Annotated in this window: 20 protein-coding genes, 1 tRNA gene and 1 riboswitch; of the genes, 10 read left to right on the forward strand and 11 right to left on the reverse strand. The window is 54.7% G+C overall.

All coding sequences use genetic code 11. The annotated features are described in order from the left end of the window. Window positions 1-54: 54 nt before the first annotated feature. Window positions 55-924 (reverse strand): D-hexose-6-phosphate mutarotase, encoded by an 870-nt coding sequence (locus AC1XYH_RS07660; protein WP_483326018.1) that lies wholly within the window; start codon window positions 922-924, stop codon window positions 55-57. Between the two features lie 296 nt (window positions 925-1,220). Here AC1XYH_RS07660 and AC1XYH_RS07665 point away from each other — a divergent pair, with 296 nt between their 5' ends. Next, window positions 1,221-2,609: a sodium:solute symporter family transporter gene (locus tag AC1XYH_RS07665; RefSeq protein ID WP_483326019.1), complete on the forward strand. Its 1,389-nt coding sequence runs from the start codon at window positions 1,221-1,223 to the stop codon at window positions 2,607-2,609. 160 nt (window positions 2,610-2,769) lie between these two features. Continuing rightward, entirely contained in the window at window positions 2,770-4,272 is a 1,503-nt protein-coding gene (locus AC1XYH_RS07670) for a flavin-containing monooxygenase (protein ID WP_483326020.1), read from the forward strand. 22 nt (window positions 4,273-4,294) lie between these two features. Here AC1XYH_RS07670 and AC1XYH_RS07675 read toward each other — a convergent pair whose 3' ends face one another. From AC1XYH_RS07675 to AC1XYH_RS07685, 3 genes are all read right to left on the reverse strand, one after another. Beyond that, window positions 4,295-5,521 carry an MFS transporter gene (locus AC1XYH_RS07675; protein ID WP_483326021.1) on the reverse strand — a complete coding sequence of 409 codons (1,227 nt, stop codon included), beginning with the start codon at window positions 5,519-5,521 and terminating at the stop codon, window positions 4,295-4,297. A 122-nt stretch (window positions 5,522-5,643) separates the two neighbouring features. Then, the gene (locus tag AC1XYH_RS07680) at window positions 5,644-6,843 is read right to left on the reverse strand and encodes an alpha/beta hydrolase (RefSeq protein WP_483326022.1); all 1,200 of its coding nucleotides are present in this window, start codon (window positions 6,841-6,843) and stop codon (window positions 5,644-5,646) included. Window positions 6,844-7,070: 227 nt separating this feature from the next. Beyond that, window positions 7,071-7,517: a hypothetical protein gene (locus AC1XYH_RS07685; protein ID WP_483326023.1), complete on the reverse strand. Its 447-nt coding sequence runs from the start codon at window positions 7,515-7,517 to the stop codon at window positions 7,071-7,073. Window positions 7,518-7,636: 119 nt separating this feature from the next. After that, window positions 7,637-7,791, forward strand: a riboswitch (FMN riboswitch). 82 nt (window positions 7,792-7,873) lie between these two features. Here AC1XYH_RS07685 and AC1XYH_RS07690 point away from each other — a divergent pair. Further along, window positions 7,874-8,359, forward strand: coding sequence for a 6,7-dimethyl-8-ribityllumazine synthase (locus AC1XYH_RS07690; RefSeq protein WP_483326024.1), 486 nt, complete (start codon window positions 7,874-7,876; stop codon window positions 8,357-8,359). 17 nt (window positions 8,360-8,376) lie between these two features. Here AC1XYH_RS07690 and AC1XYH_RS07695 read toward each other — a convergent pair whose 3' ends face one another. Further along, complete coding sequence (locus AC1XYH_RS07695) at window positions 8,377-8,592, reverse strand: dodecin (protein ID WP_483326025.1); 216 nt, start codon at window positions 8,590-8,592, stop codon at window positions 8,377-8,379. 180 nt (window positions 8,593-8,772) lie between these two features. On the opposite strand from AC1XYH_RS07695, the gene AC1XYH_RS07700 reads away from it, so the two are divergent. From AC1XYH_RS07700 to AC1XYH_RS07715, 4 genes are all read left to right on the forward strand, one after another. Continuing rightward, a complete protein-coding gene (locus AC1XYH_RS07700) occupies window positions 8,773-10,140 on the forward strand; it encodes an imelysin family protein (RefSeq protein WP_483326026.1) in 1,368 nt (455 codons plus the stop codon). A gap of 118 nt (window positions 10,141-10,258) precedes the next feature. Continuing rightward, entirely contained in the window at window positions 10,259-11,674 is a 1,416-nt protein-coding gene (locus AC1XYH_RS07705; protein ID WP_483326027.1) for a di-heme oxidoreductase family protein, read from the forward strand. A gap of 13 nt (window positions 11,675-11,687) precedes the next feature. Continuing rightward, a complete protein-coding gene (locus AC1XYH_RS07710) occupies window positions 11,688-12,713 on the forward strand; it encodes an imelysin family protein (protein WP_483326028.1) in 1,026 nt (341 codons plus the stop codon). A gap of 4 nt (window positions 12,714-12,717) precedes the next feature. After that, window positions 12,718-13,839: a DUF1513 domain-containing protein gene (locus tag AC1XYH_RS07715; RefSeq protein ID WP_483326029.1), complete on the forward strand. Its 1,122-nt coding sequence runs from the start codon at window positions 12,718-12,720 to the stop codon at window positions 13,837-13,839. Between the two features lie 75 nt (window positions 13,840-13,914). Here the strand turns inward: AC1XYH_RS07715 and AC1XYH_RS07720 are convergent, their stop codons facing one another. Then, entirely contained in the window at window positions 13,915-14,214 is a 300-nt protein-coding gene (locus tag AC1XYH_RS07720; RefSeq protein ID WP_483326030.1) for a PilZ domain-containing protein, read from the reverse strand. 266 nt (window positions 14,215-14,480) lie between these two features. On the opposite strand from AC1XYH_RS07720, the gene AC1XYH_RS07725 reads away from it, so the two are divergent. Then, on the forward strand, window positions 14,481-14,960 hold the full coding sequence (locus AC1XYH_RS07725) for a copper chaperone PCu(A)C (protein WP_483326031.1): 480 nt from the start codon (window positions 14,481-14,483) through the stop codon (window positions 14,958-14,960). Here AC1XYH_RS07725 and AC1XYH_RS07730 read toward each other — a convergent pair. From AC1XYH_RS07730 to AC1XYH_RS07740, 3 genes are all read right to left on the reverse strand, one after another. Beyond that, entirely contained in the window at window positions 14,954-15,592 is a 639-nt protein-coding gene (locus AC1XYH_RS07730; protein WP_483326032.1) for a trimeric intracellular cation channel family protein, read from the reverse strand. The two genes, AC1XYH_RS07725 and AC1XYH_RS07730, sit on opposite strands and share 7 nt — an antisense overlap. Before the next feature lie 26 nt (window positions 15,593-15,618). After that, window positions 15,619-16,983 carry a glutathione-disulfide reductase gene (gene gorA, locus AC1XYH_RS07735; RefSeq protein ID WP_483326033.1) on the reverse strand — a complete coding sequence of 455 codons (1,365 nt, stop codon included), beginning with the start codon at window positions 16,981-16,983 and terminating at the stop codon, window positions 15,619-15,621. A 71-nt stretch (window positions 16,984-17,054) separates the two neighbouring features. After that, window positions 17,055-18,425, reverse strand: coding sequence for a UDP-glucose dehydrogenase family protein (locus AC1XYH_RS07740; RefSeq protein WP_483326034.1), 1,371 nt, complete (start codon window positions 18,423-18,425; stop codon window positions 17,055-17,057). Window positions 18,426-18,589: 164 nt separating this feature from the next. Here AC1XYH_RS07740 and AC1XYH_RS07745 point away from each other — a divergent pair, with 164 nt between their 5' ends. Both AC1XYH_RS07745 and AC1XYH_RS07750 read left to right on the forward strand, forming a co-directional pair. Beyond that, entirely contained in the window at window positions 18,590-19,489 is a 900-nt protein-coding gene (locus AC1XYH_RS07745; RefSeq protein WP_483326035.1) for a GyrI-like domain-containing protein, read from the forward strand. Window positions 19,490-19,638: 149 nt separating this feature from the next. Next, on the forward strand, window positions 19,639-21,771 hold the full coding sequence (locus tag AC1XYH_RS07750) for a TonB-dependent siderophore receptor (RefSeq protein ID WP_483326036.1): 2,133 nt from the start codon (window positions 19,639-19,641) through the stop codon (window positions 21,769-21,771). Between the two features lie 76 nt (window positions 21,772-21,847). On the opposite strand, the gene AC1XYH_RS07755 is transcribed toward AC1XYH_RS07750, so the two are convergent. Together AC1XYH_RS07755 and AC1XYH_RS07760 are read right to left on the reverse strand one after the other, a co-directional pair. Next, on the reverse strand, window positions 21,848-22,024 hold the full coding sequence (locus tag AC1XYH_RS07755) for a hypothetical protein (RefSeq protein ID WP_483326037.1): 177 nt from the start codon (window positions 22,022-22,024) through the stop codon (window positions 21,848-21,850). Window positions 22,025-22,251: 227 nt separating this feature from the next. Beyond that, window positions 22,252-22,338, reverse strand: a tRNA-Leu gene (locus AC1XYH_RS07760). Between the last annotated feature and the right edge of the window lie 11 nt (window positions 22,339-22,349).

The following is a 22,349-nucleotide window of genomic DNA, read 5'->3' on the forward strand; positions in this document are numbered from 1 at the left end:
ATAACGGCCTTGTTCTATTTGGGCTAAATCCTAAATCACACTGCTGACGTGCAGCTAGCCTGCGCGCCGGATACGGGTTCCCAAAGTATGGCTCTGGCCAGGCTCCAGCACGCGTGTATCGGGCCCTGCATTGGCCGCCTCGATGCACAGCATACTCAGGTAGCCATCAGCCGGAAACTCAGTCAAACGCAAACTCTTTGCCTGCCAAGGATTCCAGACCACCACAGACTCACTACCTTGACGCTCAACCACCACGGGGCAAACCGCATCGTGCAATTGCAAGTCGCCTGCGTGTCCGTAATAAATGCGATCAAGCTCCGCAGCAAACTGCACATCGCCGGTTTGGGTTTTGTGCGTCCAATCATCTAGCGCGTCGATATACGCGGCGTTCGCCAATCCGCCGATACGTGCTTGATGAATATCCCTGACAGGCAGATAGGTATGCAATGCCTGGCTCAGTTTCATTGGCTGTTGACCCAGGTTGGTGGTGGTCAGCTGCACATCAATCGTCACACCCAAACGAAACTCGACGTATACCTGCCAAGGCTCGCCCGGTAGTTGCTCGCTAATGTATTTGGCGGGCAGATCAAAACGTAGATACACACCCTGTTCGCTTTCCTCTGCCGCGCTAAGCTGCCAAGGGGCGCGTCGCGCTATGCCATGCGCTGAAGTTGAGCGGTCACCGCCAAACCAAGGCCAGCACAGCGGAATGCCTCCGCGCAGAGACTTACCCGGCAGCTGTGGGTCATCAGGGCTGACCCACAATAACGGCGCTTGACCGGTAGGTATGCATTGCAGCAGGTGGGCGCCTTCAAAGGCAATTCGGGCGCTAACAATGGGGTGGGAAACGTCAAGAAAACGCTTGCCCTGGGCATTGCTGGTTAAGGCGAAACAGGCGGCCAAACGGCTTGGGTCAAATGTCATGCGGTGTCCATTCCAGAGCATGTGTGGTGGAAAAGGCGAAGCCTACAAGGTAGCACGCCCGCGCGGCAATGCGAGCTTCTGTGCGATGATAGCGCCGCTGTTTTAATAACAATCCCATTAACGTCGCCAGGGGAGCTCGGGTATCAATAGTGCCGGTTGAAAGTAAGCAGGAATCTAGCCTGTTGTACATGATCCTTTTATTTCAACCAGTACTCGTGTGCCGCGCTGAGAACATACCGCTATCGCGGTCAAACCCTGGAACCTGATCCGGATAATACCGGCGGAGGAAGCGCGACATGCTGTATTTGAGTATGGCTGCTGTAGTAGCGGCTCTATTGTTGTTTGTGTGGGTCGGCCTTACGGCCCGTCAACCCGATGCCGGACTGGATGATTACATAACCGCGCGCAACAGCCAGGGCGCGCAGGCGCTGGGGCTATCTTTTTTGGCTTCGGGTATGGGTGGCTGGATCCTCTTTGCACCGCCAGAAGTCGGCGCTTTGGTCGGCCCTATCGCGCTTGCGGGTTACGCCGTGGGTGCTGCCCTGCCCTTCATTGTATTTGCCTTTTGTGGTCCGGCGATCCGCCGCGCGCTGCCTGAGGGTCGTAGCATTGGCGAGTTCGCCCAAGCCTGCTTTGGCGGCGGCGTACGCCGCTGGGTAGCGCTGATCTCATTGCTGTACATGAGCTGCTTTCTGATTGCCGAGCTGACCGCCATCGGTGCCATTACCGGCATGCTTTCTGACGTTAACCCCGCTCTGGTGATTGTGGGCGTTGCCATGGCAACCTTGGTTTACACCGTATGGGGCGGGCTGCGCGCCAGCCTGGTGACAGACCGCTGGCAGGCCTGGATGCTGCTGGGTCTGTTGTTAGTGGTCGGTTATGTTGCGCTGCAACGTTTGCCGCACATAGACACCAGCACTCCACTGCCCGGCATACCCACAGGCGCGGCGCTGAGCGTCGCACTGACGCTGGTGATCGCGGTCACTGCGGCTAACCTGTTTCATCAAGGTTACTGGCAGCGCGTGTGGGCGGCAGAGGACTCCACCGCACTCGGCAAAGGTGCATTGCTTGGTGGTTTGACCACGATATTGGTAGTCGCTGTCGTGGGCGGCATGGCCATTCTCACGGTAATGAGCGGTGCGGATATTGGCTCTCCGCCGATTCCGTTCTTCGCCGTGCTCAGTGATGCGCCCGCTTGGCTCAGCTTGCTCGCTCTGCTGTTGGCCATGACACTGGTTGCCTCGTCTGTCGATACTCTGCAAAACGCCATAGCGTCTCTGGCCGTGACCGAGAAAAAAGGCCTTTCGCTTAGCGCCGCTCGCTGGTTCACCGTACTACTGATGCTGCCGGTGGTGCTGATTGCGCTGCAGGGGATCTCTGTGCTGCGGCTGTTCCTGATTGCGGATTTGCTGTGCGCTACCGCAGTGGTGCCAGTGCTGTTGGGGCTGTGGTCGCGAATGACCCCCGCAGCGGCGATTGCTGGGGCGTTAGCCGGTTTACTTGGCGCAGTGTTACCGGGCTGGATTGTGAGCGGCAGTCTGGTTCAGGGCTTGTTAATCGCTAGCTTTCCTGGCGGTGTGCCAAGTCTAGGACCATTTGCAGGTGCCTTGTTGGCTTCTGCGTTGGTCAGCGCGCTGGTTGCTCTTCTTGCGCCGCGCAGCCAGCCGTTGCAAACCCAGGCCTGAGCACTGCTAAGCAGCCAAGGCCGCTGCGATTCTGCGTAGCGGCCTTGGCCATAGATTGATTTATATCTTCAGCCCTTTGATGTTGTGTTGTGACAATCACGGCAAAGTACGCGCAAGCGATCTATAGTCACCCAAGCCAAAACAAAAATAGAAGGCTGCGATGACTATGGAACACCATGATGTGATCATCATTGGTGCCGGTTTGTCCGGCATCGGTACTGCTTGCCATCTCGCCCGCGAGTGCCCAGGCCAGAGCTATTTGATACTTGAACGCAGGCAGGCCGTGGGCGGCACTTGGGATCTCTTCCGTTACCCCGGGATTCGCTCTGATTCTGATATGTTCAGCTTCGGCTACGCTTTCCGTCCCTGGAATGCCCTGCAGACACTGGCTGACGGCCCCGCGATTCGTCAGTACATTTCCGATACAGCCAAAGAGCACGGCGTTAGCCCGCATATCCGCTTTGGCCAAGAGACCCAGGACGCCGATTGGGATTCCGCTACGCAGCGCTGGACCGTCACTACTCGCGACAACCAGGGTGAGGAACAGAAGTTCAGCTGCCGCTTTCTGATTAGCTGCACGGGTTACTACGATCACAAACAGGGCCATCTGCCAAACTTCCCCGGCGTTGATTCTTTCAAAGGGCGTTGCATTCATCCGCAACAGTGGCCAGAGGATCTCGACTATCGCGGTAAGCGCGTGGTGGTGATCGGCAGCGGTGCTACGGCCGTTACCCTGGTGCCAGCCATGGCTGAGGACGCTGCGCATATCACCATGTTACAACGCTCTCCCTCTTATATTATGTCGGTGCCTGCGCATGACACGCTGACCTCAGTGCTGAGCCATTTGATGCCCAAAAGCTGGGCCTATCGACTGGCGCGGCGACGCAACATCGCCATTCAACGCTGGATTTATAAAGCCGCCAAGCGTTGGCCGGAGAAGACCCGACGCTTCCTACTCAAGGGCGTTAGCAATAAGCTGAATGACCAGAGCCTGATGCCCCACTTTACGCCACGTTATATGCCCTGGGATCAGCGTCTCTGCGCGGTACCCAATGGAGATTTGTTTACCGCCATCAACAGCGGCAAGGCTTCGGTGGTGACCGACCAGATCGCCGCATTTACCGAAAACGGTATTCGCTTAGCGTCTGGGCAAGAGCTGGAGGCTGATATCGTCATTACCGCTACAGGCCTGCAGTTGCAGGTGCTCGGTGGCACCAAGCTGACGCTGGATGGCGCGCCCTGCAACATTAACGAGCGAATGACTTACAAAGGCGTGCTGCTCGAAGGCGTACCTAACATGGCGTGGATTTTTGGTTATACCAATGCACCCTGGACGTTAAAGGCAGATATCGCTGCGCGCTATGTGTGCCGCTTACTGAACCACCTGCAAGCAACAGGCCTGGCGGTCGCACAGGCAAACGATCGTGGCGCTAATCGGCAGTCTCACTCAATGATGGGCGCATTGGAGTCGGGCTACATTCAGCGCGCGAATGCGGTCCTGCCCCGCCAAGGAGCCGAGCTGCCTTGGCAAGTACTTAACGCCTATGAAGTGGACTCAGCCATGCTGCTAGAGGAGCCCATCGAAGATGAAATCCTAGAACTTGAACCGCATCAACGCGGTAATCCAACGCCTTCGCACGGCTCATCCAAAGCGGTGGCTTGATTACCTGACCTCATTAGATAGCTCAATCAACCGAAGTCGATAGCGTCGCTGTTGCTTCGGTTTTTGGTTCCACCAACCAGAGTACGAACAAAGCTAATGCTGGCATGCTGCCGCCTAGCAATGCGGCCGTCAGCCAGCCGCCGTGCGCGTAGCCCCACACGCCCACAGCGCTGCCTATCGCACCACCAACGAAGAAAGTAGCCATATATAGCCCATTCAAACGGCTACGCAAATCAGCGCTCAGGCCATAGATCGCGCGCTGCCCCAGCACGACGTTGGCGGAAACGCCAAAATCGAGTAGTACCGCGGCCAGCACCAGTAGCATCAGCGATGTTGTGGAACCCAAAGGCAGCAGCAAGGTAATGGCAAAGGAGCCAATCGCCAGAAGCATGGCGCATAGGGTTGCCGAGCGCGTCCAGCCAGCGTCAGCCACTCGCCCGGCCAACGGGGCAGAGACCGCGCCCGCCACACCCGCCAGGGCAAAAAGCGCGATACCCGATTGCGACATATTAAAAGCCGGGCCCGCCAACAGGAGCGGTGTGGTAGTCCAGAACAGACTGAATGCGCCAAACATCATTGCCTGATAAAAAGCCCGGCGCTGCAAAATCGGCGTGTGCAACGCCAGACCACCCATCGATGCCAACAGACTGCCATAGCTTAAGGTCGCGCGTGGTACACGCGGCGGTAGTAAAACACGGATAGCGACACCCAAAAGCAGCATCACCACCGCAGAGAACACAAAGACCGCATGCCAGTTGTAAAGGTCGGTAATGAAACTGGATACCGGACGCGCCAACATGATGCCGAACATTAAGCCGCTCATCACATTACCAACCACCTGACCACGCCGCTCTTCGCTAGCCAAATGCGCCGCCAGCGGGACTATGACCTGCACGGCCACGGCACCCACGCCGATCAGCAGCGAAGCAGTCAGGAATAACACCGCGTTATCGGCCAGCGCAGCGCCCAATACCGCTACAATGGAGAGCGCGAGCATGGCCAGAATCAACTTGCGGTTTTCTACCAGGTCGGCCAAAGGGACTACCAGCAGCAAGCCAATCACATAGCCGATCTGAGTCAGGGTGACGATCAGGCCGGCTGACTCCGGTGACATGTTCAGCGCTTGGCTGATGGGGCCTGCCAATGGTTGTGAGTAGTACAGGTTGGCGACGATCAGGCCACAACATAACGCCAGAAAAAAGGTCATGCGGGCTGAGATGTGATGGTCGGAATGCGGCGACGCAGACATGCTTACTCCAAAACGGCGGTGTGCAGAAGCGGAGTATTAACGCACACTTGTTCGAGAGTAGTCGAAATAATCTGTTGTGGCAGTCGCAAAACACTGTTGCATTTGTAGAGCAACGGCATCAATTACCAGCTGCCGCGCATCTCTTTTTTAGCCGCTCGCTGGACCTGCTCCGGGTAATCGTCCGACAGATACCAAATGCCTTCCAGTTCTGAGAAAGCCAGCCCGCGCCTGTCTGGCCGCAAACCGGTACGCAGCAAGAACACCATATCGCTACTGATCCAGGGATGGCGATACCAATAGTGATGGCCGCTGATATCAAAGCCCCGAGCCAACTTACCCGCAGAAACATCAATAATCTCAATATTGGTGATCTGATGTTCGTGGATGAAGAATTCCTCCGCACTTTCTGCTAACTCTTCCCCGGTTCGACTACCGCCGCCCATGTAGTGCCGCGCCGCGATCAAGGCGTTGTCATCATCGCTGACGGTGATGACAACCTGTTCGGAGAGATCACTGATGCTGCCTAGCCGGTCAAGAAAGGTTTGCAGTTCCACATCAGCAGCAGCAAAGATCACAGTGCCAATGCGCAAACGGCTTTTTAGCCGATAGGCGCTTTCATCAGAGTACTTGGTGCGTAATTGATCCAAGGCTTTGGAGGTAACTCGCGCACCGGCGCTGTATGCCAATACGTTGATACGTTGGGTGTCAGCATGCTCCGCAAGTAGCTCCAGCAAGGTCGCTAGCGCATCGCTCGATGCTTGGGCGCGATGTACATCTTCGCGGATCAGGTAACGAAAAATATTTTGATGAGAGGGCCAAGCGAAGGCAAGCCCAACATAATCCCGACCGGAAAAGTGATCTATTTCCGCAGTCAGTGCGGTTGAGTTAAGAAAATCCACTTTAGTGCCGTGTACATAGATCAGAATTTCGCGATCCTGGGCTTCGGCTAGCTCAGCATTGATTGCGGCGAAATAGGTTTGCGCCTCATCTGTGAGCGCAGCAGAGGGCGTGGCCATGCCAACTGGGAAACGCGCTTGTTGAGCTACCGAATGTAGTTTGAGGGGCAGTAACAAGCCGGTCTGGTCGGTAATTGACGCTTCGTACAGGTCGTTCCACTGGGTATTTTCATCACCGAGTTGCACTACGGCCTGCCCCAGATGCAGACGCTGGGTGATGTCGTTGCCGTAGCTGAGACCTTGTTCAGTTATTTCCGGCTGGCGGTTGGTTGCGTAAAAGATCGACATGCGTGGTATGCGGCGTGCCGGCAGCAAGTGGGCAAAGGGGTCGACGAGGCCGTCGCGGTAGAGCACGGGGGCCGGCATGAGCATCAAGGGTTGGGGCGCTGCGCATGCGGTCATCAGTAACAGCATGCAACAAAGCCAAGCGCGTTTGAGCCAGTCAGCGTTTACCGGACAGTGGGAGGGTGGTTTTCCTTGAAGATGCATAACCGCCTTGCAGTCGGTTGATCCTTGATACAGGCAGCATTTACCTGCTCATCTCTTGGCAGTTTATACCTTTATATGCGCAAGGAGATCAGCTAAGGCCGACCTTAAGATATGCTCATATTCAGCGCTGCCATTTTCTGATCATCGCTTAAGCTATCGTCATCCAATGCTGTAGCCAGGCTTGCATAGGCAGTGGTTAGCGCGGATGTCAGGCTGCTCAACTGTTGCTGCACCTGCTTGACCTGCTCCGGGTCGGCGGCGGCGCGTTGCAGCGCGGCAAGTTCTGCCTGCTTTTCTGCAATTTGTGCTTTAAGTTCGCGGATATGCTCGATCAAACTTTTGATGGTGTCGGGAAGATCACTGTCGGCGACTGCCTGATCCTTGTTGCTGCTCGCAGCTCTGGCCTGAGCCTGTTCGGATAGTGTCACCTTAATCCCCTGCCCCAGCTCGCGCACCGATTTGGCTTGTTCTTGCTGTCCCTCAGGCGCGGCGACAGGCGCCGTAGCTGGTGATGTGGACGTTACCAGAGTAGGAGTTGAATCTATGCGCATGCCGACCTCACGTGTGGCTATAGGTCTATATCGGCATCAGTGATCTTATCTTTATAGCGCCCCCCAGCTTTGACGTGCCTACCCAGAAACCCTTATATTGCTGCCCGCTGTGCAAACAGCTTCGTTCTCGGGGCGGGGTGCAATTCCCCACCGGCGGTGATAGGAGTCAGCTCCTCAGCCCGCGAGCGCTCTGACAGAATTTCTCAGTCAGAGGTCAGCAGATCTGGTGTGACTCCAGAGCCGACGGTCATAGTCCGGATAGGAGAGAACGCGTCAGTTGCCTGTGCCGCCGCGTGTAAACGCTAGGCCCTGCCCTGCCCGTTCGCCCTGATTCACCTTTGTCCAGGAAGTAACTGATGAATCAGAGCTCGACGAATTTTACTTTTGATCGCAGCAACCAGCGGGTTGCTTTTATCCATGCCTCATGGCACGCAGAGATCGTACTGCGCTGTCTGGATGGGTTTAAAAGCCAGTGGCAAGAACGCGGCTATGATCCGGAAAATATAGACGTGATCGCGGTTCCCGGCGCCTATGAAATCCCCCTGCAGGCCAAGCTTTTGGCAAAAACGGGCCGCTACGCTGCGGTCGTTTGCAGTGGACTGGTAGTAGATGGCGGAATTTACCGGCATGACTTTGTTGCCAATGCGGTTATTTCAGGTTTGATGCAGGTGCAACTGGAAACCGAAGTTCCGGTTTTGACGGCCGTACTCACGCCCCATAACTTTCATGAGCATGATGAACACCGGCAGTACTACAGTCGTCATTTCGTTCAGAAAGGTGAGGAGTTGGCCGCCGCTGCAGATGGCGCGATTGCGCTCACATTGGCGACCAAGGCCAGCTGAAGGCTGGCTTTTATGCGCTAGCTACCTTCAATTCGAAAGCCCACTTTTAGTACAACCTGATAGTGGGCGACTTTTCCATCTTTTACGTGGCCGCGGGTTTCAACTACTTCAAACCACTCCACATGTTTAACACTCTTGCTGCATTCAGCGACAGCAACCTGAATCGCATCTTCTATGCTGTTGCTGGATGAACCTACCACTTCAACTTTCTTGTATACATGATGGTTTGACATTGCGGTCTCCATTTGTCTGTTGTGTGTCCACATTATGGAAGACAGCTATGCCGCCCAAGGGTTCAGGTTCATTTACGGATCAAAGCAGCGGCGCATTGCAATATGCTATAGGCTCCTTATAATTAGAAATGCAAATCACTATCATTAATTGAAAGCGACTAATAAAACAGGGAGTTCTCCATGGCTGCGCGTTTTCCTCTGCAGGCGCTTGCGCTGGCAATTTCTACCGCTTTTCTTCTGAGTGCATGTGGCGACGAAGACAAAGCTGCTCAGTCTGCTGCTCCAGAGCCGACTGCCACCGCTCCAGCCGAGGTCGCTGAAACCGCACCCGCTGCGGCATCAAATGACAACGCGGTAGCACCCGAAGCGGTTGTCAGCCACTACGCTGATCTGGCCCACGCCACCTACGAAGATGCACTGACCACCGCCAAAGCGCTGGATGCTGCAACCGACGAACTGATCAAAAATCCTACGGCCGAAACACTGGCTGCAGCAAAGCAAGCCTGGCTGGCCGCTCGCGTGCCTTATCAGCAATCGGAAGTTTTCCGCTTTGGTAACGCCGTGGTAGATGACTGGGAAGGTCAACTCAACGCCTGGCCGCTAGACGAAGGTTTGATCGACTACGTTAAAACTGACGGTTACCAGCATGCGCTGGGCAACGATGGCGCCAACGCCAACATCATTGCCAACACCGAGCTGACCATTGGTAGCGAAACAATGGACCTCACCACGTTAACGCCTGAGCTGTTAGCCAGCCTGAACGAAGTGGGCGGCTCCGAAGCCAACGTTGCAACCGGCTACCACGCTGTTGAGTTCCTGCTCTGGGGCCAGGATATGAATGGCTTTGAAGCAGGCGCCGGCGAGCGACCTGTGACTGACTACGCTAAAGGCGAAGACTGCACTAACGGTCATTGTGATCGCCGTGCTGACTACCTGGATGCCGTAACCGATTTGCTGGTCAGCGACCTGGAGTGGATGGTGGGTCAATGGACGGCGGACACCGAAGGTAATTATCGAGCTGAGTTTGTTGCCATTGAGCCTCAAGCTGCTTACCAGAAAATGCTCTTCGGCATGGGCTCGCTGTCACTGGGCGAGCTGGCTGGTGAGCGCATGAAGGTGGCACTAGAAGCCAACTCCTATGAAGACGAGCATGACTGCTTCAGCGACAACACCCACAACTCTCATTATTACAACGCGCAAGGCATCCAGAATGTCTACACCGGTACTTACCAGCGCGCTGATGGTACTGAGATGAACGGTGCTTCCTTGTCTGATCTGGTCGCTGCAAGCGATGCCGAACTGGACAAGAAGCTGAACTCCGAGCTGGCCTCCACGATGGCGGCGTTGGGCGAAATGAAGAAAACAGCCGAAGCCTCTGAAAATCCTGTTAAGTTCGACATGATGATCGCCCCGGATAATGCCGAAGGCGCCAAGATCATCAACAACGCAATCGCAGCACTGGTTGAGCAAACGGGTTCAATCGAAAAAGTAGCGGCTATTGTAGGGGTTGATTCGCTCCAACCTGACGACGCTGGCCACAACTTCTAAGGCCAACTGTCGTAACAATAAAAGCCGGTGGTGCGGTACCTTCCGCTACCATCGGCTTTTTTGAGTGAGTATGATCAGCAATCGCAGTTACTCCTCTGATAAACGGTAAATACGTTTTATGCCTCGCCCTACTACCCGCTTTAACGGGCTGTTTGCTCCCTTGCTGCTGCTATCCAGCGCTGCCATGGCTGCACAGTCGGAATACCCTATTCAAGACACCCCTATGACCGGTGGTGCTGGCAGTGTGACGCAGCACGATCACAATGCCTTTTCTCTTCCGCAAGGCAATCTCTCGATTACCAAGCGTCTGGATTTCAGCGTTGGCAACAGCTTCTTTCGCAACCCTTGGGTGGTGGCACCGTCCAGCACCGATGCGCGCGATGGCCTTGGGCCGCTGTTTAACACCAACTCTTGCCAGGGCTGTCACATCAAAGATGGCCGTGGTCACGCACCTCCGTCAATTGATGAGCCCTCAGTCTCGCTGTTTTTGCGTTTGGCGGTACCGGCCGATGCTGAACGCGATGCTGAAATACTCAAGCGTCACGGCTTTGTTCCGGCGCCGGTGTACGGCAGCCAGCTACAAACCTCAGCCATCCCAGGCATGCAGCCGGAGGCCAATATGGTTGTCGAATGGCAGCCGGTTGGGCAGACGCTGGCTGACGGCACAGTAGTGATGTTACGCCAGCCGATTTACCATATAGAGTCGCCAAACTACGGCCCGCTACCAGATAACCTGTTGATATCCCCCCGGGTTGCTCCGCCGATGATTGGTTTGGGCTTACTGGAGTCTATCGCTGAAACTGACATCCAAAGTCGTGAAGATCCCGACGATAAAGATAGCGATGGTATTTCCGGACGGGCCAACCGCGTTTGGGACAAAACCAGCGAAACCACGGTACTGGGTCGATTCGGCTGGAAAGCGGCTGAGCCTAATATTCTGCAACAGGCGATGGGTGCGTTTGCCGGGGATATGGGGCTCACCTCTAAGCTGAGCCCACAAACTGACTGCACGCCTGAACAGAAATGCGAAACTTTCCCTAATGGCGGCGAGTTGGAAGTCAGCGACAAAATCGCCAACTTTATCGCTTTTTATTCCGCGAGCCTGGCGGTGCCTACCCGACGTGATATGGATGCCCCTGAAGTAATGCAAGGCGCTGAGTTGTTTAATCAGCTGAACTGCGCCAGTTGCCATACGCCAACCTATACCACCGCCAAGGTTGAGCGTGAAGACCTAAGCGATCAGGTTATCTGGCCCTACACTGATATGTTACTGCACGATATGGGCCCTGGCCTGGCGGACGGCCGCGATGAATTTCTTGCCGATGGTAACGAATGGCGCACGCCACCACTCTGGGGTATGGGCTTGGCGCAAGGTGTGAACCCAACAGCTGGCTTCCTGCATGATGGCCGCGCCCGCACCCTGGAAGAAGCTATTTTGTGGCACGCAGGTGAGGCGCAAGCCTCGATTGATCAGTACCGATTGTTGCCTGCCATCGAGCGTGCAGCGTTACTGCGTTTTCTCAACTCCCTTTGAACGAGAACTATCCATGACACTCCTGCATCGCATTGGCTGTTGCACACTACTGACCCTCGCGTGTGCCAGCGCCGCCCAGGCAGAAACACCCCGTGCCGCGTGGCACGCTCAGATTGGCCACGGTTACAGTCAGCTTGCGGACGCTACCAGCGAGCTGGAGAAGACCGCAGGCAGTTATTGTGAAGCGCCCTCACCTGCCAATCTGCAACAGCTTAAAGAAACTTGGCTAGCCGCATTCAGCGCCTGGCAGGCTGTGCGTTTTGTGGGCTTCGGTCCCATCGAAGAAAATACCCGCGCGTGGAAGTTTCAGTTTTGGCCAGATCCAAAGAACCTCACAGCCAGTAAGGTCGATTATTGGCTCAATAGCGATAAGAGCATCACCGCTGAAGCCGTTGGCAAAGACAGTGTTGCGCTTCAGGGTTTCCCCGCGGTTGAATACCTCTTGTACGACGAGCGCATCACCGCCACCGATAAAGCGCTACCAGCAGAGCGCAGTTGCGCGCTAATGACCGCTATCAGCAGCAACCTGGATGCTAATGCAGATTCGTTGAATGCTGATTGGGCTGCACTGGAAGAGCGCTACCTCAGTGTTGAGGATTACGACAGCGGTACGCTGCAATCCGCCATGCAGTCTCTTGAGTTGATAGCTGATTGGCGTCTCGCCGGGCCAATTGGTCAGCGCAGCAACAGCAAGCCCAATCCCTACGTGGCCGATGCCTGGCGCAGTGGCCAATCACTCAACACCCTGCATGCGTCACTGAAGGGCTTGTCTGATTATTTTGTGCCTGGCTTGAACTTACTGCTGGCGGAGACGGATCAAATCGCCTTGGCAGAACAGTTCAGTCAGCAGCTGAATAAAACGTTGGCGCACTTTGATCAACTGCCCTCGGACATCGCACCCTTGATGGAAACCGAGGAGGGGCAGAAAAGCCTTAAGGCGTTGCTAGACGACGTTAATGCTACCAAAGCCCTGCTGACCGGCCCCATATCGGGTGCGTTGAGTGTCGTGCGCGGTTTCAATTCCAGCGATGGGGACTAATCCGTTGTTAAGTCGTCGCCAGGTTTTACGCGCGGGCTTTGCCGGTGCCACCTTGCTAGGGCTTGCCGGCTGTTCAGCGCGGCAGCTCAACAGCAGCAGCGCACCTCTGCAGCTGTTAAGTGCTGTTGATGATGATCAAGGCCAGCATTACATCACCGCCGTCAGCCAGAGCGGTGAGCAAGCCTTTATGGTGCCAGTAAGCGAACGTTGCCATGGTGGCTGCCCGCAGCCACACGGCGATCATGTGGTGATCTTTGCACGCCGACCTGGTCGGGAGATGCACGTAATCAATACCCGCAGCGGCAAGCTGGAGCGCAGTATCCAGGCTGGCGAGGGTTTTCATTATTACGGGCACGGTGTCTATAGCCCAGATGCGCGCTATCTGTATGTCACCATGAATGACTACACCACTTCCGAGGGGCTGATTCGGGTCTACGACGCGATGAATGGCTACCGCGCCTTAACCGACTACCCGCTAGGCGGTATTGGTCCCCACGAGCTGCGCCTGCACCCTGATGGCGTGACCTTGGTGGTCGCGCTCGGCGGTATTGAAACGCATCCTGATTACGACCGTTTAAAACTCAACACCGCGAGCATGCAGCCGGCGCTGGTATTAATGGATCGGCAAAGCGGCCGTATAACCCAGCGCTTCGAACCTTCGCATCATCAACTGAGCTGTCGCCACTTGGACGTCAGTCCGGAAGGCATCGTTATCGCAGGTTATCAGTACGAAGGGCCCGAATGGGATACGCCGCCGTTGATTGCCAAGCTGGATACGCGGGACATGCAATTCAGTGAACCTGAGCTGCCGCTTGAAGAAGTGATGGGGTTGAAGAACTACACAGCCAGTATTGCCATAAGCCCAACCAGTCCGTTCACCGTTATTACCGCGCCCCGTGGTGGTCGTGCGATTATTATCAATCACCACACAAGCGAATTGGTGCAGCGCGTAGCAGTGCCCGATGTGGCTGGCGCCCTGCCCTTTGGGCAGCACGGCTTTTTGGTATCGTCGGGAACGGGCGGTTTGTTTCTATTGGACGCTGCGAGTGACCAACCTCAGCCCCATGGCAGCTACGCGGTACATTGGGACAACCATCTGACCCCAGGTAGGCTACGTCAGGCTTGAACTAACGCTTTGAGCAGGCATTAAAAAAGGCAGCTAATCAGCTGCCTTTTTTATCGCTAGACACCAGACCAGGCCTCAGCGACTGGCGACCATGCGCTCTATGCATTGGCGCGACTCTTCTGGCAAGTTGGTAAAGTGCAAACCGGTCCAGTACTGCTGTCCACTGATGCTTGCCCGATTCCAGAGGCTCTCAGCATCGAACAAAAACTCACTCATGCCGTTGAGCGTCATTGGCAGATTTACTTGCAGGGCAAAAGAGCGGAACAGATCCAGAGGACGCTCGCTCAACAACATCAGCCCCTCTGCATGCAAATCTACCACACGACCCAAATGATCTCCGGTGTCCAAATCGAAAACTTCAAGGCTTGTGCTCACTGAATGGCGCTCCAGTCGTCTGCGTTCTTTAGATTTTTGTTCGTCTACCACGGCAGTCTTCCTCGTCTACCAGACTGAAATTCTACACTCAGAGTGTGGTTCAATTTCATGCTGGCGAACAGCCATCTTCAGTTTGAATGTGTATAGCAATCGACATTTTATGAATCTTTTCTCGCAGCGGTTGAAAAACACAAGATGCCATCGATTTTACCGATAGTTGCCTGTTAAGGTTAGGCTTGTTTGGCTCTGAACCACAAGGATCTCCGATGTCATTTAACAAAGTTTTAGCGTTGCTGGTTTTCTGCTGTATGGCGCCCTTGGCGGCTGCCCATGAATTTGATGCGGGTGAACTGCATATCGATCACCCCTGGTCACGCGCGCTGCCCCCCGTAGCAAAAACCGGGGCTGCTTATCTGTCTATTGCTAATCACGGAAAACATGACGACGAGCTGCTCGGCGCAGACACACCTATTGCCGGCAAAGTAGAAATGCACGAGCACCTGCACCAGGATGGTTTAATGAAAATGCAGCAGGTGCAGACATTACCCGTTGCCGCAGGCGAAACCCTAGTGTTCCAGCCTGGCGGCTATCATCTGATGCTGTTCAACTTGGAGCAGCCGCTGGTGGCCGGCGAGCACTTCCCGCTAACGCTGCATTTTGCCGAGGCAGGTGACGTCGAAGTGGTGGTAAATATTCAAGCCGATGAAGAGCCCAAATCAGCTGGCGACGCACACGCGCATCATTGATCCGGGTCTTTCGGTTCCCGGTCGAGCAAATGAAAACGCGGTAGCTCAAGATGCCAACGGATGGCGGCCAAGCGAATGCTTAGTACGGTCAGCATGGCTACCAAAGCGGCAAGACCCTCGCCCAGCGCAAAATGTTGCAACGCAATGTAGATTAACGCCCCAGCAATACAGGCTGTGGCGTAAATTTCTTTATGGAAGATCAGCGGTATCTCGTTACAGATGATATCGCGCATTACCCCACCGGCAACGCCAGTCATTACCCCCATGATGACCGCAGCACTGACTGGCACTTGCTGCGCCAGCGCGACTTGGGTACCCAGCACAGTAAAAACGGCCAGACCAAAGGCATCTGCAATCAGTAAACCACGCTCATTGATCGGCCGGGTAAAGCGCACCCAAAGCACCGTGCCGATAGCCGCGAGCGTTGCAACCAGGATGTAGAGGTCGTTGCCAATCCAGCTAACAGGGTGATGATCCAGAATCACATCGCGCAGGGTGCCACCGCCCAAAGAGGTAACGATGGCAATCACCAGTACGCCGAACAGGTCCATTGATTTGCGTCCAGCCATCAGCGCGCCGGTAATGGCGAATACAGCGACGCCGAACAAATCAAACGCGTAGAACCAGTTCATTTGCACACTCAACTAGCAAGCCGCGATCAATCCTCGCGGGTGGGGGTGCGCATGGTAACAAACTCCTCTGCGGCCGTGGGGTGAATGCCCATGGTCGCGTCGAACACAGCTTTAGTCGCGCCAGCTTTTACGGCTACTGCCAGCCCCTGAAGGATTTCACCCGCTTCCGGGCCAATCATATGAATGCCGAGAATACGGTCATCCGCTTTATCAACCACCAACTTCATAAAGCTTTGCTCGCTGCGTCCTGCCAAGGTGTTGCGCATGGCACGGAAGCGGCTTTCATAAACGCGCAGCTTATGACCTTTGGCACGCGCGTCCTCCTCCGTTAAACCCAGAGTGGCGATATTGGGAATGCAGAATACGGCGGTGGGGATGTCGTTGTAGTCGACCGGTACGTACTCATCCGGCTTATACAGCCTGCGTGCCAGCGCCATGCCTTCGGCCAGAGCAACAGGGGTAAGCTGCATAGTGTCAGTGACGTCACCAATAGCAAAAATCGAAGGCTCGGTGGTTTGATAGTGTTCGTCTACCTTCACGAAACCTTTTTTATCCAGCATGACCTTGGTGTTTTCCAGCCCAAGACCATCCAGATGTGGGCGACGGCCGGTTGCATAAAGCACTAGATCAGTTTCGATGCAGTCGCCATTGTTCAAGGTAACCAGCAAGCTGCCGTCGGACTGCTTCTCGACGCGCTCAACATCAGCGTTAAACGTCAGTTCCAAACCTTTGGCACTGAGTGTTTGCGACATGTGCTCACGTACGCCTTGATCAAATCCGCGCAAGAATAGATCGCCACGGTATAGCAGCCGAGACTCGCAACCTAAGCCTTCGAAAATGCAGGCAAACTCAATCGCGATATAACCGCCGCCTACCACTAGCGTGCGCTTGGGAAGCGCTTCAATGAAGAACGCCTCGTTGGAGCTGATCACATGCTCACGACCGGGAAACTCAGGAATGAAAGGCCAGCCGCCAGTAGCAATTACAATTCGCTCGGCGCTATAGGTGGTATCACCGACCACCACATGATGCGCATCCTGCAGTCGCGCACGGCCGTTGATCAGGGTGACGCCAGCGGATGTCAGCAAGTTATGATAGATGCCGTTCAGACGGGTGATTTCCTGGTTTTTGTTTTCCAATAAACGTGACCAGGTGAACTCAGGTGCTGCTATGTCCCACCCAAAGCCTGCGGCGTCGGCGATGTCTTCAGCAAAATGCGCTGCGTAAGCAAACAGCTTTTTCGGCACACAACCTACGTTGACGCAGGTGCCACCCAAGTAGCGGTCTTCGGCAACTGCCACTCGCGCACCAAAACCAGCAGCCATTCGGCTGGCGCGCACGCCACCTGAACCTGCGCCTATGACAAAGAGATCAAAATCGTAGTCAGACATACTGGCCTTTTCGCGTTTGAGTAGGCGCACCAGCATAACGCAAAGCTAGTCAAAGGGCAGCCCGAGTGCGCTTAAACTACCTGGCGCAGCTGCAACGTAACGGGCTGCCTGGTTGGCCGGCCAACGCCCATATAAACAAAGCCTTCACGCTCGACCAACGCCGGCTCGTACTGGTTACGACCATCGAGTAGCAACGGGTTACGCATTAAACTGCGCATGAGGGCAAAATCGGGTTGACGGAACTGCTTCCACTCGGTCATCAGGACCAGCGCATCGGTCTGCCGCAATGCCTCATAGGGATCTTTCAACAGTTGTAACTGCCCTTCGGCAACGGCGTGCGGATAGCACTGCTGGATATTCTCAGCGGCTATTGGATCAAAGGCGCGAATCTGTGCGCCCGCGATCAGCAACGCCTCGATAAGTACCCGGCTGGGCGCATCACGCACATCGTCGGTGCCCGGCTTGAATGACAGCCCCCAAATGGCGATGCTCTGGCCGCTTAAATTGGGGCCAAGCTGGTTTTGAAGGCTACGTAGTGGCCAATTTTTCTGCAGCTGGTTGCGCGCTTCAACTGCCTCAAGTATTGGCATGCGGGCAGCTTGGCTGGCGGCCATGTGCAAAATCGCGCGAATATCCTTGGGAAAGCAAGAGCCGCCATAACCGCAGCCGGCGTAAATGAAGTGGTGGCCGATGCGCTGATCCGCACCTATACCCTTGCGCACTTGCTCTATGTCAACGGCAAACTCGTCGCAGAAAGCAGCCATCTCGTTTATGAAGGAGATCTTGGTCGCAAGAAACGCATTGGCGGCGTACTTGGTCATCTCTGCCGAGCGGCGTGACATGACAATAATGCGGTCGTGATTACGCACAAAAGGCTCGTAGAGCTGATGCATCACGCGTTGAGCTCGATCGTCTTCGGTGCCGATAATAATCCGATCGGGGCGCATAAAGTCATTTAATGCGTCCCCTTCCTTGAGAAACTCCGGGTTACTTACCACCCGATGCCGCCAATGCAGTTTGTGCTGTACACAGTGCTGATCAAGGATGTCCTGAACTCGGCAGGCAGTGCCAACCGGGGCGGTGGATTTGCACACCACTATGCTGGGTTGGGCTAGTTGCTGAGCCAGTTGATTGGCCACTGCAAGGATTTGCGAGACGTCTGCCGAACCATCCTCGGCAGACGGCGTGCCGACGGCAATAAAGACCACGTCCGCGTCGTGCAAGGCAGTATCCAGTTGGTTGCTGAAACCAAGACGTTGTCCGGCAATATTGTTTCTCAGCAGTGCTTCAATGCCGGGTTCGAATATGGGTGATCGACCTTGCTGCAACAGCGTTATGCGCTCTACGCTATTGTCTACACAAGTGACCCGGTTACCCATCTCAGCAAAACAGACCGCCGTTACCAACCCCACGTAGCCACAGCCAATGACGCATATCTGCATGATGTGCTCTCCTTTAATGAACACATTCGATTGCGCCAGTCACGCATGACTTAGGGATGACCGAGAGATGAAAGCTTTATGAACACCACATTAAATGCGAATGACTTGCATTTAATGTGGTGTTAGGTATCGTTGACCCACCTAGCGTGCATGAGAAGTCATTCTTGGAAAGCTCAACTGATCAGCGTTTGACCCGTATCGAACGGGTTCTCAGCTACATACATTGCAACCTGGACGACTCACTCACAGTAGAGCGCCTGGCGGCGCAAAGCTGCTGGTCACGCTGGCAGTTTCAACGGGTATTCACGGCGGCTACCGGTTTTACCGTCGCTCAGTACATCCGTCAATTACGCCTCAGCCGCGCTGCTGAGTTATTGGTCAGCACCCCGCAGCGGCAGTTGGATATCGCTCTTAATTGCGGTTTTGATACCGAGATCAGTTTTAGTCGTAGTTTTCGGCAGATGTTTGGCTGCTCACCTGGCACTTATCGACAACGTGGGCGGCGCACTGGAATGCTAGCGTCTATCAATCTTCAGGATGTGCCCCGTCTCCCGTCGGATATGAGCAAGCCGATGTTATCGATTCGGGTGGAGAATCGCCCTGCATTCCAGGTCTGGGGCATCAGTGCCCCGGTCAATGGCTTGTTTTCACCTGCACCGGACTTTGCCAGCAGCGTGCCACGTGTCTGGAATAGCCTGACTAGCTTGGCGCGCAGCGCGAAGCGAGACCCGGACAGCCTGACGCTGATCGGCGTACTCGATCTGACCTGCGTCGAGAACAATCAGGGCTGTTTTCCCTACTGGGCCTGTCTTGAGGCGAGCACCAGCCCCTCACCCAAAGGGTTAGCGACTCTGACAGTACCGGCGCAGGAATACGCCGTTATCCCCCATCACGGCTCGCTAGATAATCTGCAAAAGGTGCTGGAATGGTTTATTCGCCATTGGTTGCCCGAGTCAGGTTATTGCGGCGTAAACGGCTTTGATCTGGAGATTTACGATCAGCGTTTCAGTTCAGACAATGCACAAAGCTACATGGAGTATTGGGTGCCCGTGCGTCCGCGTTGAATGCGTTTGGGTTTAATCGGATCGCCTCCCCTCAAATCAGCCGCTGTAACGTTGCGCCATGCCCCAAAATGTTAAGTCACAGCTCTAACAGAACCTATAAAATAGAATCATTAGCATTACCATTGATTCATTATCTGTCCGGAGTCGCGATGAACCTGCAACCTCTCTTTCGCCATACCCTGCTCGCTACGGCGATTTCCAGTGCAGCGTACTTACCCACGCTGCATGCCCAGGAGCAAGATGGAAAACTGCTAGATAGCCTTACGGTCTATGGCAGTACCTACCGCAACACGGCTACTAAAACGCAGTTGAGTCCGGAAGAGACGCCGCAGGGTATTTCTATTGTTGACGAGCAAGCCCTGGAAGCGCGCGACGCCGACACAGTGGCAGAAGCGCTGCGTTATGTGCCGGGGGTGAATACCGAGTTGCGTGGCGGTGCGGTCAATCGGATAGACCTGTTTAACATTCGTGGCTTTATCAACTATCAGAATTTCTACGATGGCCTGCAGCTGCTCTATAACGACTGGAACCTGCAGCCACAGGTCGATATGCAAGCGGTCCAACAGGTAGAAGTGTTTAAGGGCCCCACCTCAGCGTTATACGGCTCGATGCCACCCGGTGGCATGGTCAATCTAATCAGCAAAAAACCATTACAAGAGTCTTACAACAGCCTTGAGTTGAGTGTCGGCAGCAATAACCTGAAAGAGATCACGCTCGATTCAGCCGGCCAGCTTGGCGACTCGGATCTAAGCTATCGCTTCAATGGTTTGGCCAACAGCAGCGACGGCCAGGCAGAAACCTCTGAAAACGAACGACTAATGCTAGCGCCGTCGGTTGACTGGCAAATCAGCGATGCCACCTTGCTCAACCTGAACGCCTACTACCAGAAAGATCCTGATATGGGGATTTACACCACCCTGCCCGCTCAGGGCCTGTTTCAGGACAACATCAATGGCGACTTGGACGAAGATGCCTACAGCGGCGACGCCAACTGGAACACCTACGAGCGCGAAGTATTAATGCTCGGCTACAAAATTGATCATCAGATCAGTGATAACTGGAATTTCTTGCAAAACTTCCGCTATCAGCACGGCGATGCCTATCAGGAAAATACCTACACCACCGGTCTGGCAGCAGATCAGCGCACCCTCGACCGTCGAGCCTATATCACTGATGAAACCAGTGAAGGCATCACCATCGACAACCAGCTGTCGGGCATTGTTATGACCGGCTCGATTGAGCATAACCTTCTGTTTGGCCTGGATTACCTCAAGCTAGACAGCGATATCGGCTACGAGGATGCGGCTGCGCCCTCAATTGATATCTACAACCCAAACCATTATCAGATCAATGGCAACGCGCTCGACTTTGCTGCATCGGGGTACAGCAGCCAGTTCAACATCGAGAAGGAACAGATCGGCGCTTACTTCCAGGATCAGATACGCATTGGCCAACTGGTTCTGATCGCTGGCGGACGCTATGACACTTACGAGTCTCGTGAGCATGGCGTGCAGTACGGCCTGAATGTCGATGGCAAAGTGGATCAGAGCAACACCTCCTGGCGTGCCGGGGCGCTCTACGAGCTTGATAACGGGCTATCTCCTTTTATCAGCTACGCCGAAAGCTTTGAGCCCGTCAGCGGATTAGACCGCTTGGGCGGCACCTACGAGCCCTCCACTGCTAATCAGTGGGAAACCGGCATCAAATACAGCACACCGGACAAACAGACCACAGGTGCAATTGCGCTTTACCGCATCGACAAGGAAAACGTACTTACCCGCGACCCCAATGGCACCGCTTACGACAAGATTCAAACTGGTGAGGTGCGTTCGCAAGGCTTAGAAATCGAGGCCCGCAGTCAGATAACCCGCAACCTGAACCTGATGGCCAGCTATAACTACCAAGATGTGGAGGTCACCAAGGACAACAGCGGATTAGAAGGCAAAACGCCGGTTTGGATTCCTGATCAGACCTTCAATACCTGGGCCAGTTACGACATATTCAACGGTCCGATGGCTGGCATCACCCTAGGCGGAGGGGTGCGTTACATCGGTGAGGCAGAACTGGATGCACTTAACTCCGACAGAGTTCCTTCAGCTACCTTGGTAGATGTAAGTGTTGGCTACGATCTTGGAAGTCTCGACAGCACCCTGGATGGGGCCAGCGTCAAACTGACAGCCAACAACCTGTTCGATGAACGTTACTACAGCTGTTTTGATGGGCTGAACTGCTGGTTCGGCTCTGAACGCAATGTGCAGGCTAGCCTGCGTTACGACTTCTGATACAGCGGCGTTAACAAAGAAAGGGAGGCTTAGGCCTCCTTTTTTTATTGATTCATTGTCCTGTGTTCCGGTCAGGTCAGGTCAGGTGCAGCAGTTTGGGTATAAGGTAAAAGACTAACGCCAGCATGCAAGCAGCCCCCATCCACAGCAACACAATGCCGGATGTATTATCGCGGCGTGAGAATCCTACGCAGACGAGCAATGCCCCAGCCGAAAATATCACCAGGCTTTCCCAAAACAACGCATGCTCCATATCTTGACTCCTAAGCATCTGCAGGCAGGTAAAAGATTCAAACTCTCCTGAGTATAGAATCAAATATCCATCAACGATTGGTTGAGCCAAATCAACGCTTAGCGCTGCAAGGGTAACGGATCAGGTTAATCAGAGGAAAGGCAGGACAATATTGCGAAATTACGGAGTAGTGGGGTTTTAAGGCAATTATCAGGAAGGGAGCGACGCTTTGAAACCCGCATGGAAATTGGTGCCCGGAGCCGGGGTCGAACCGGCACGATCTTACGATCGAGGGATTTTAAGTCCCTTGCGTCTACCAATTTCGCCATCCGGGCTAAATATACAT

The organism is Pseudomonas sp. GW-45 (assembly GCF_056896675.1).

Bases quoted from the DNA above. Each gene is read 5' to 3' on its own strand.
- AC1XYH_RS07660 (WP_483326018.1), bottom strand. From the start codon at position 924: ATGACATTTGACCCAAGCCGTTTGGCCGCCTGTTTCGCCTTAACCAGC.
- AC1XYH_RS07665 (WP_483326019.1), top strand. From the start codon at position 1,221: ATGCTGTATTTGAGTATGGCTGCTGTAGTAGCGGCTCTATTGTTGTTT.
- AC1XYH_RS07670 (WP_483326020.1), top strand. From the start codon at position 2,770: ATGACTATGGAACACCATGATGTGATCATCATTGGTGCCGGTTTGTCC.
- AC1XYH_RS07675 (WP_483326021.1), bottom strand. From the start codon at position 5,521: ATGTCTGCGTCGCCGCATTCCGACCATCACATCTCAGCCCGCATGACC.
- AC1XYH_RS07680 (WP_483326022.1), bottom strand. From the start codon at position 6,843: ATGCCGGCCCCCGTGCTCTACCGCGACGGCCTCGTCGACCCCTTTGCC.
- AC1XYH_RS07685 (WP_483326023.1), bottom strand. From the start codon at position 7,517: ATGCGCATAGATTCAACTCCTACTCTGGTAACGTCCACATCACCAGCT.
- AC1XYH_RS07690 (WP_483326024.1), top strand. From the start codon at position 7,874: ATGAATCAGAGCTCGACGAATTTTACTTTTGATCGCAGCAACCAGCGG.
- AC1XYH_RS07695 (WP_483326025.1), bottom strand. From the start codon at position 8,592: ATGTCAAACCATCATGTATACAAGAAAGTTGAAGTGGTAGGTTCATCC.
- AC1XYH_RS07700 (WP_483326026.1), top strand. From the start codon at position 8,773: ATGGCTGCGCGTTTTCCTCTGCAGGCGCTTGCGCTGGCAATTTCTACC.
- AC1XYH_RS07705 (WP_483326027.1), top strand. From the start codon at position 10,259: ATGCCTCGCCCTACTACCCGCTTTAACGGGCTGTTTGCTCCCTTGCTG.
- AC1XYH_RS07710 (WP_483326028.1), top strand. From the start codon at position 11,688: ATGACACTCCTGCATCGCATTGGCTGTTGCACACTACTGACCCTCGCG.
- AC1XYH_RS07725 (WP_483326031.1), top strand. From the start codon at position 14,481: ATGTCATTTAACAAAGTTTTAGCGTTGCTGGTTTTCTGCTGTATGGCG.
- AC1XYH_RS07730 (WP_483326032.1), bottom strand. From the start codon at position 15,592: ATGAACTGGTTCTACGCGTTTGATTTGTTCGGCGTCGCTGTATTCGCC.
- gorA (WP_483326033.1), bottom strand. From the start codon at position 16,983: ATGTCTGACTACGATTTTGATCTCTTTGTCATAGGCGCAGGTTCAGGT.
- AC1XYH_RS07740 (WP_483326034.1), bottom strand. From the start codon at position 18,425: ATGCAGATATGCGTCATTGGCTGTGGCTACGTGGGGTTGGTAACGGCG.
- AC1XYH_RS07750 (WP_483326036.1), top strand. From the start codon at position 19,639: ATGAACCTGCAACCTCTCTTTCGCCATACCCTGCTCGCTACGGCGATT.
- AC1XYH_RS07755 (WP_483326037.1), bottom strand. From the start codon at position 22,024: ATGGAGCATGCGTTGTTTTGGGAAAGCCTGGTGATATTTTCGGCTGGG.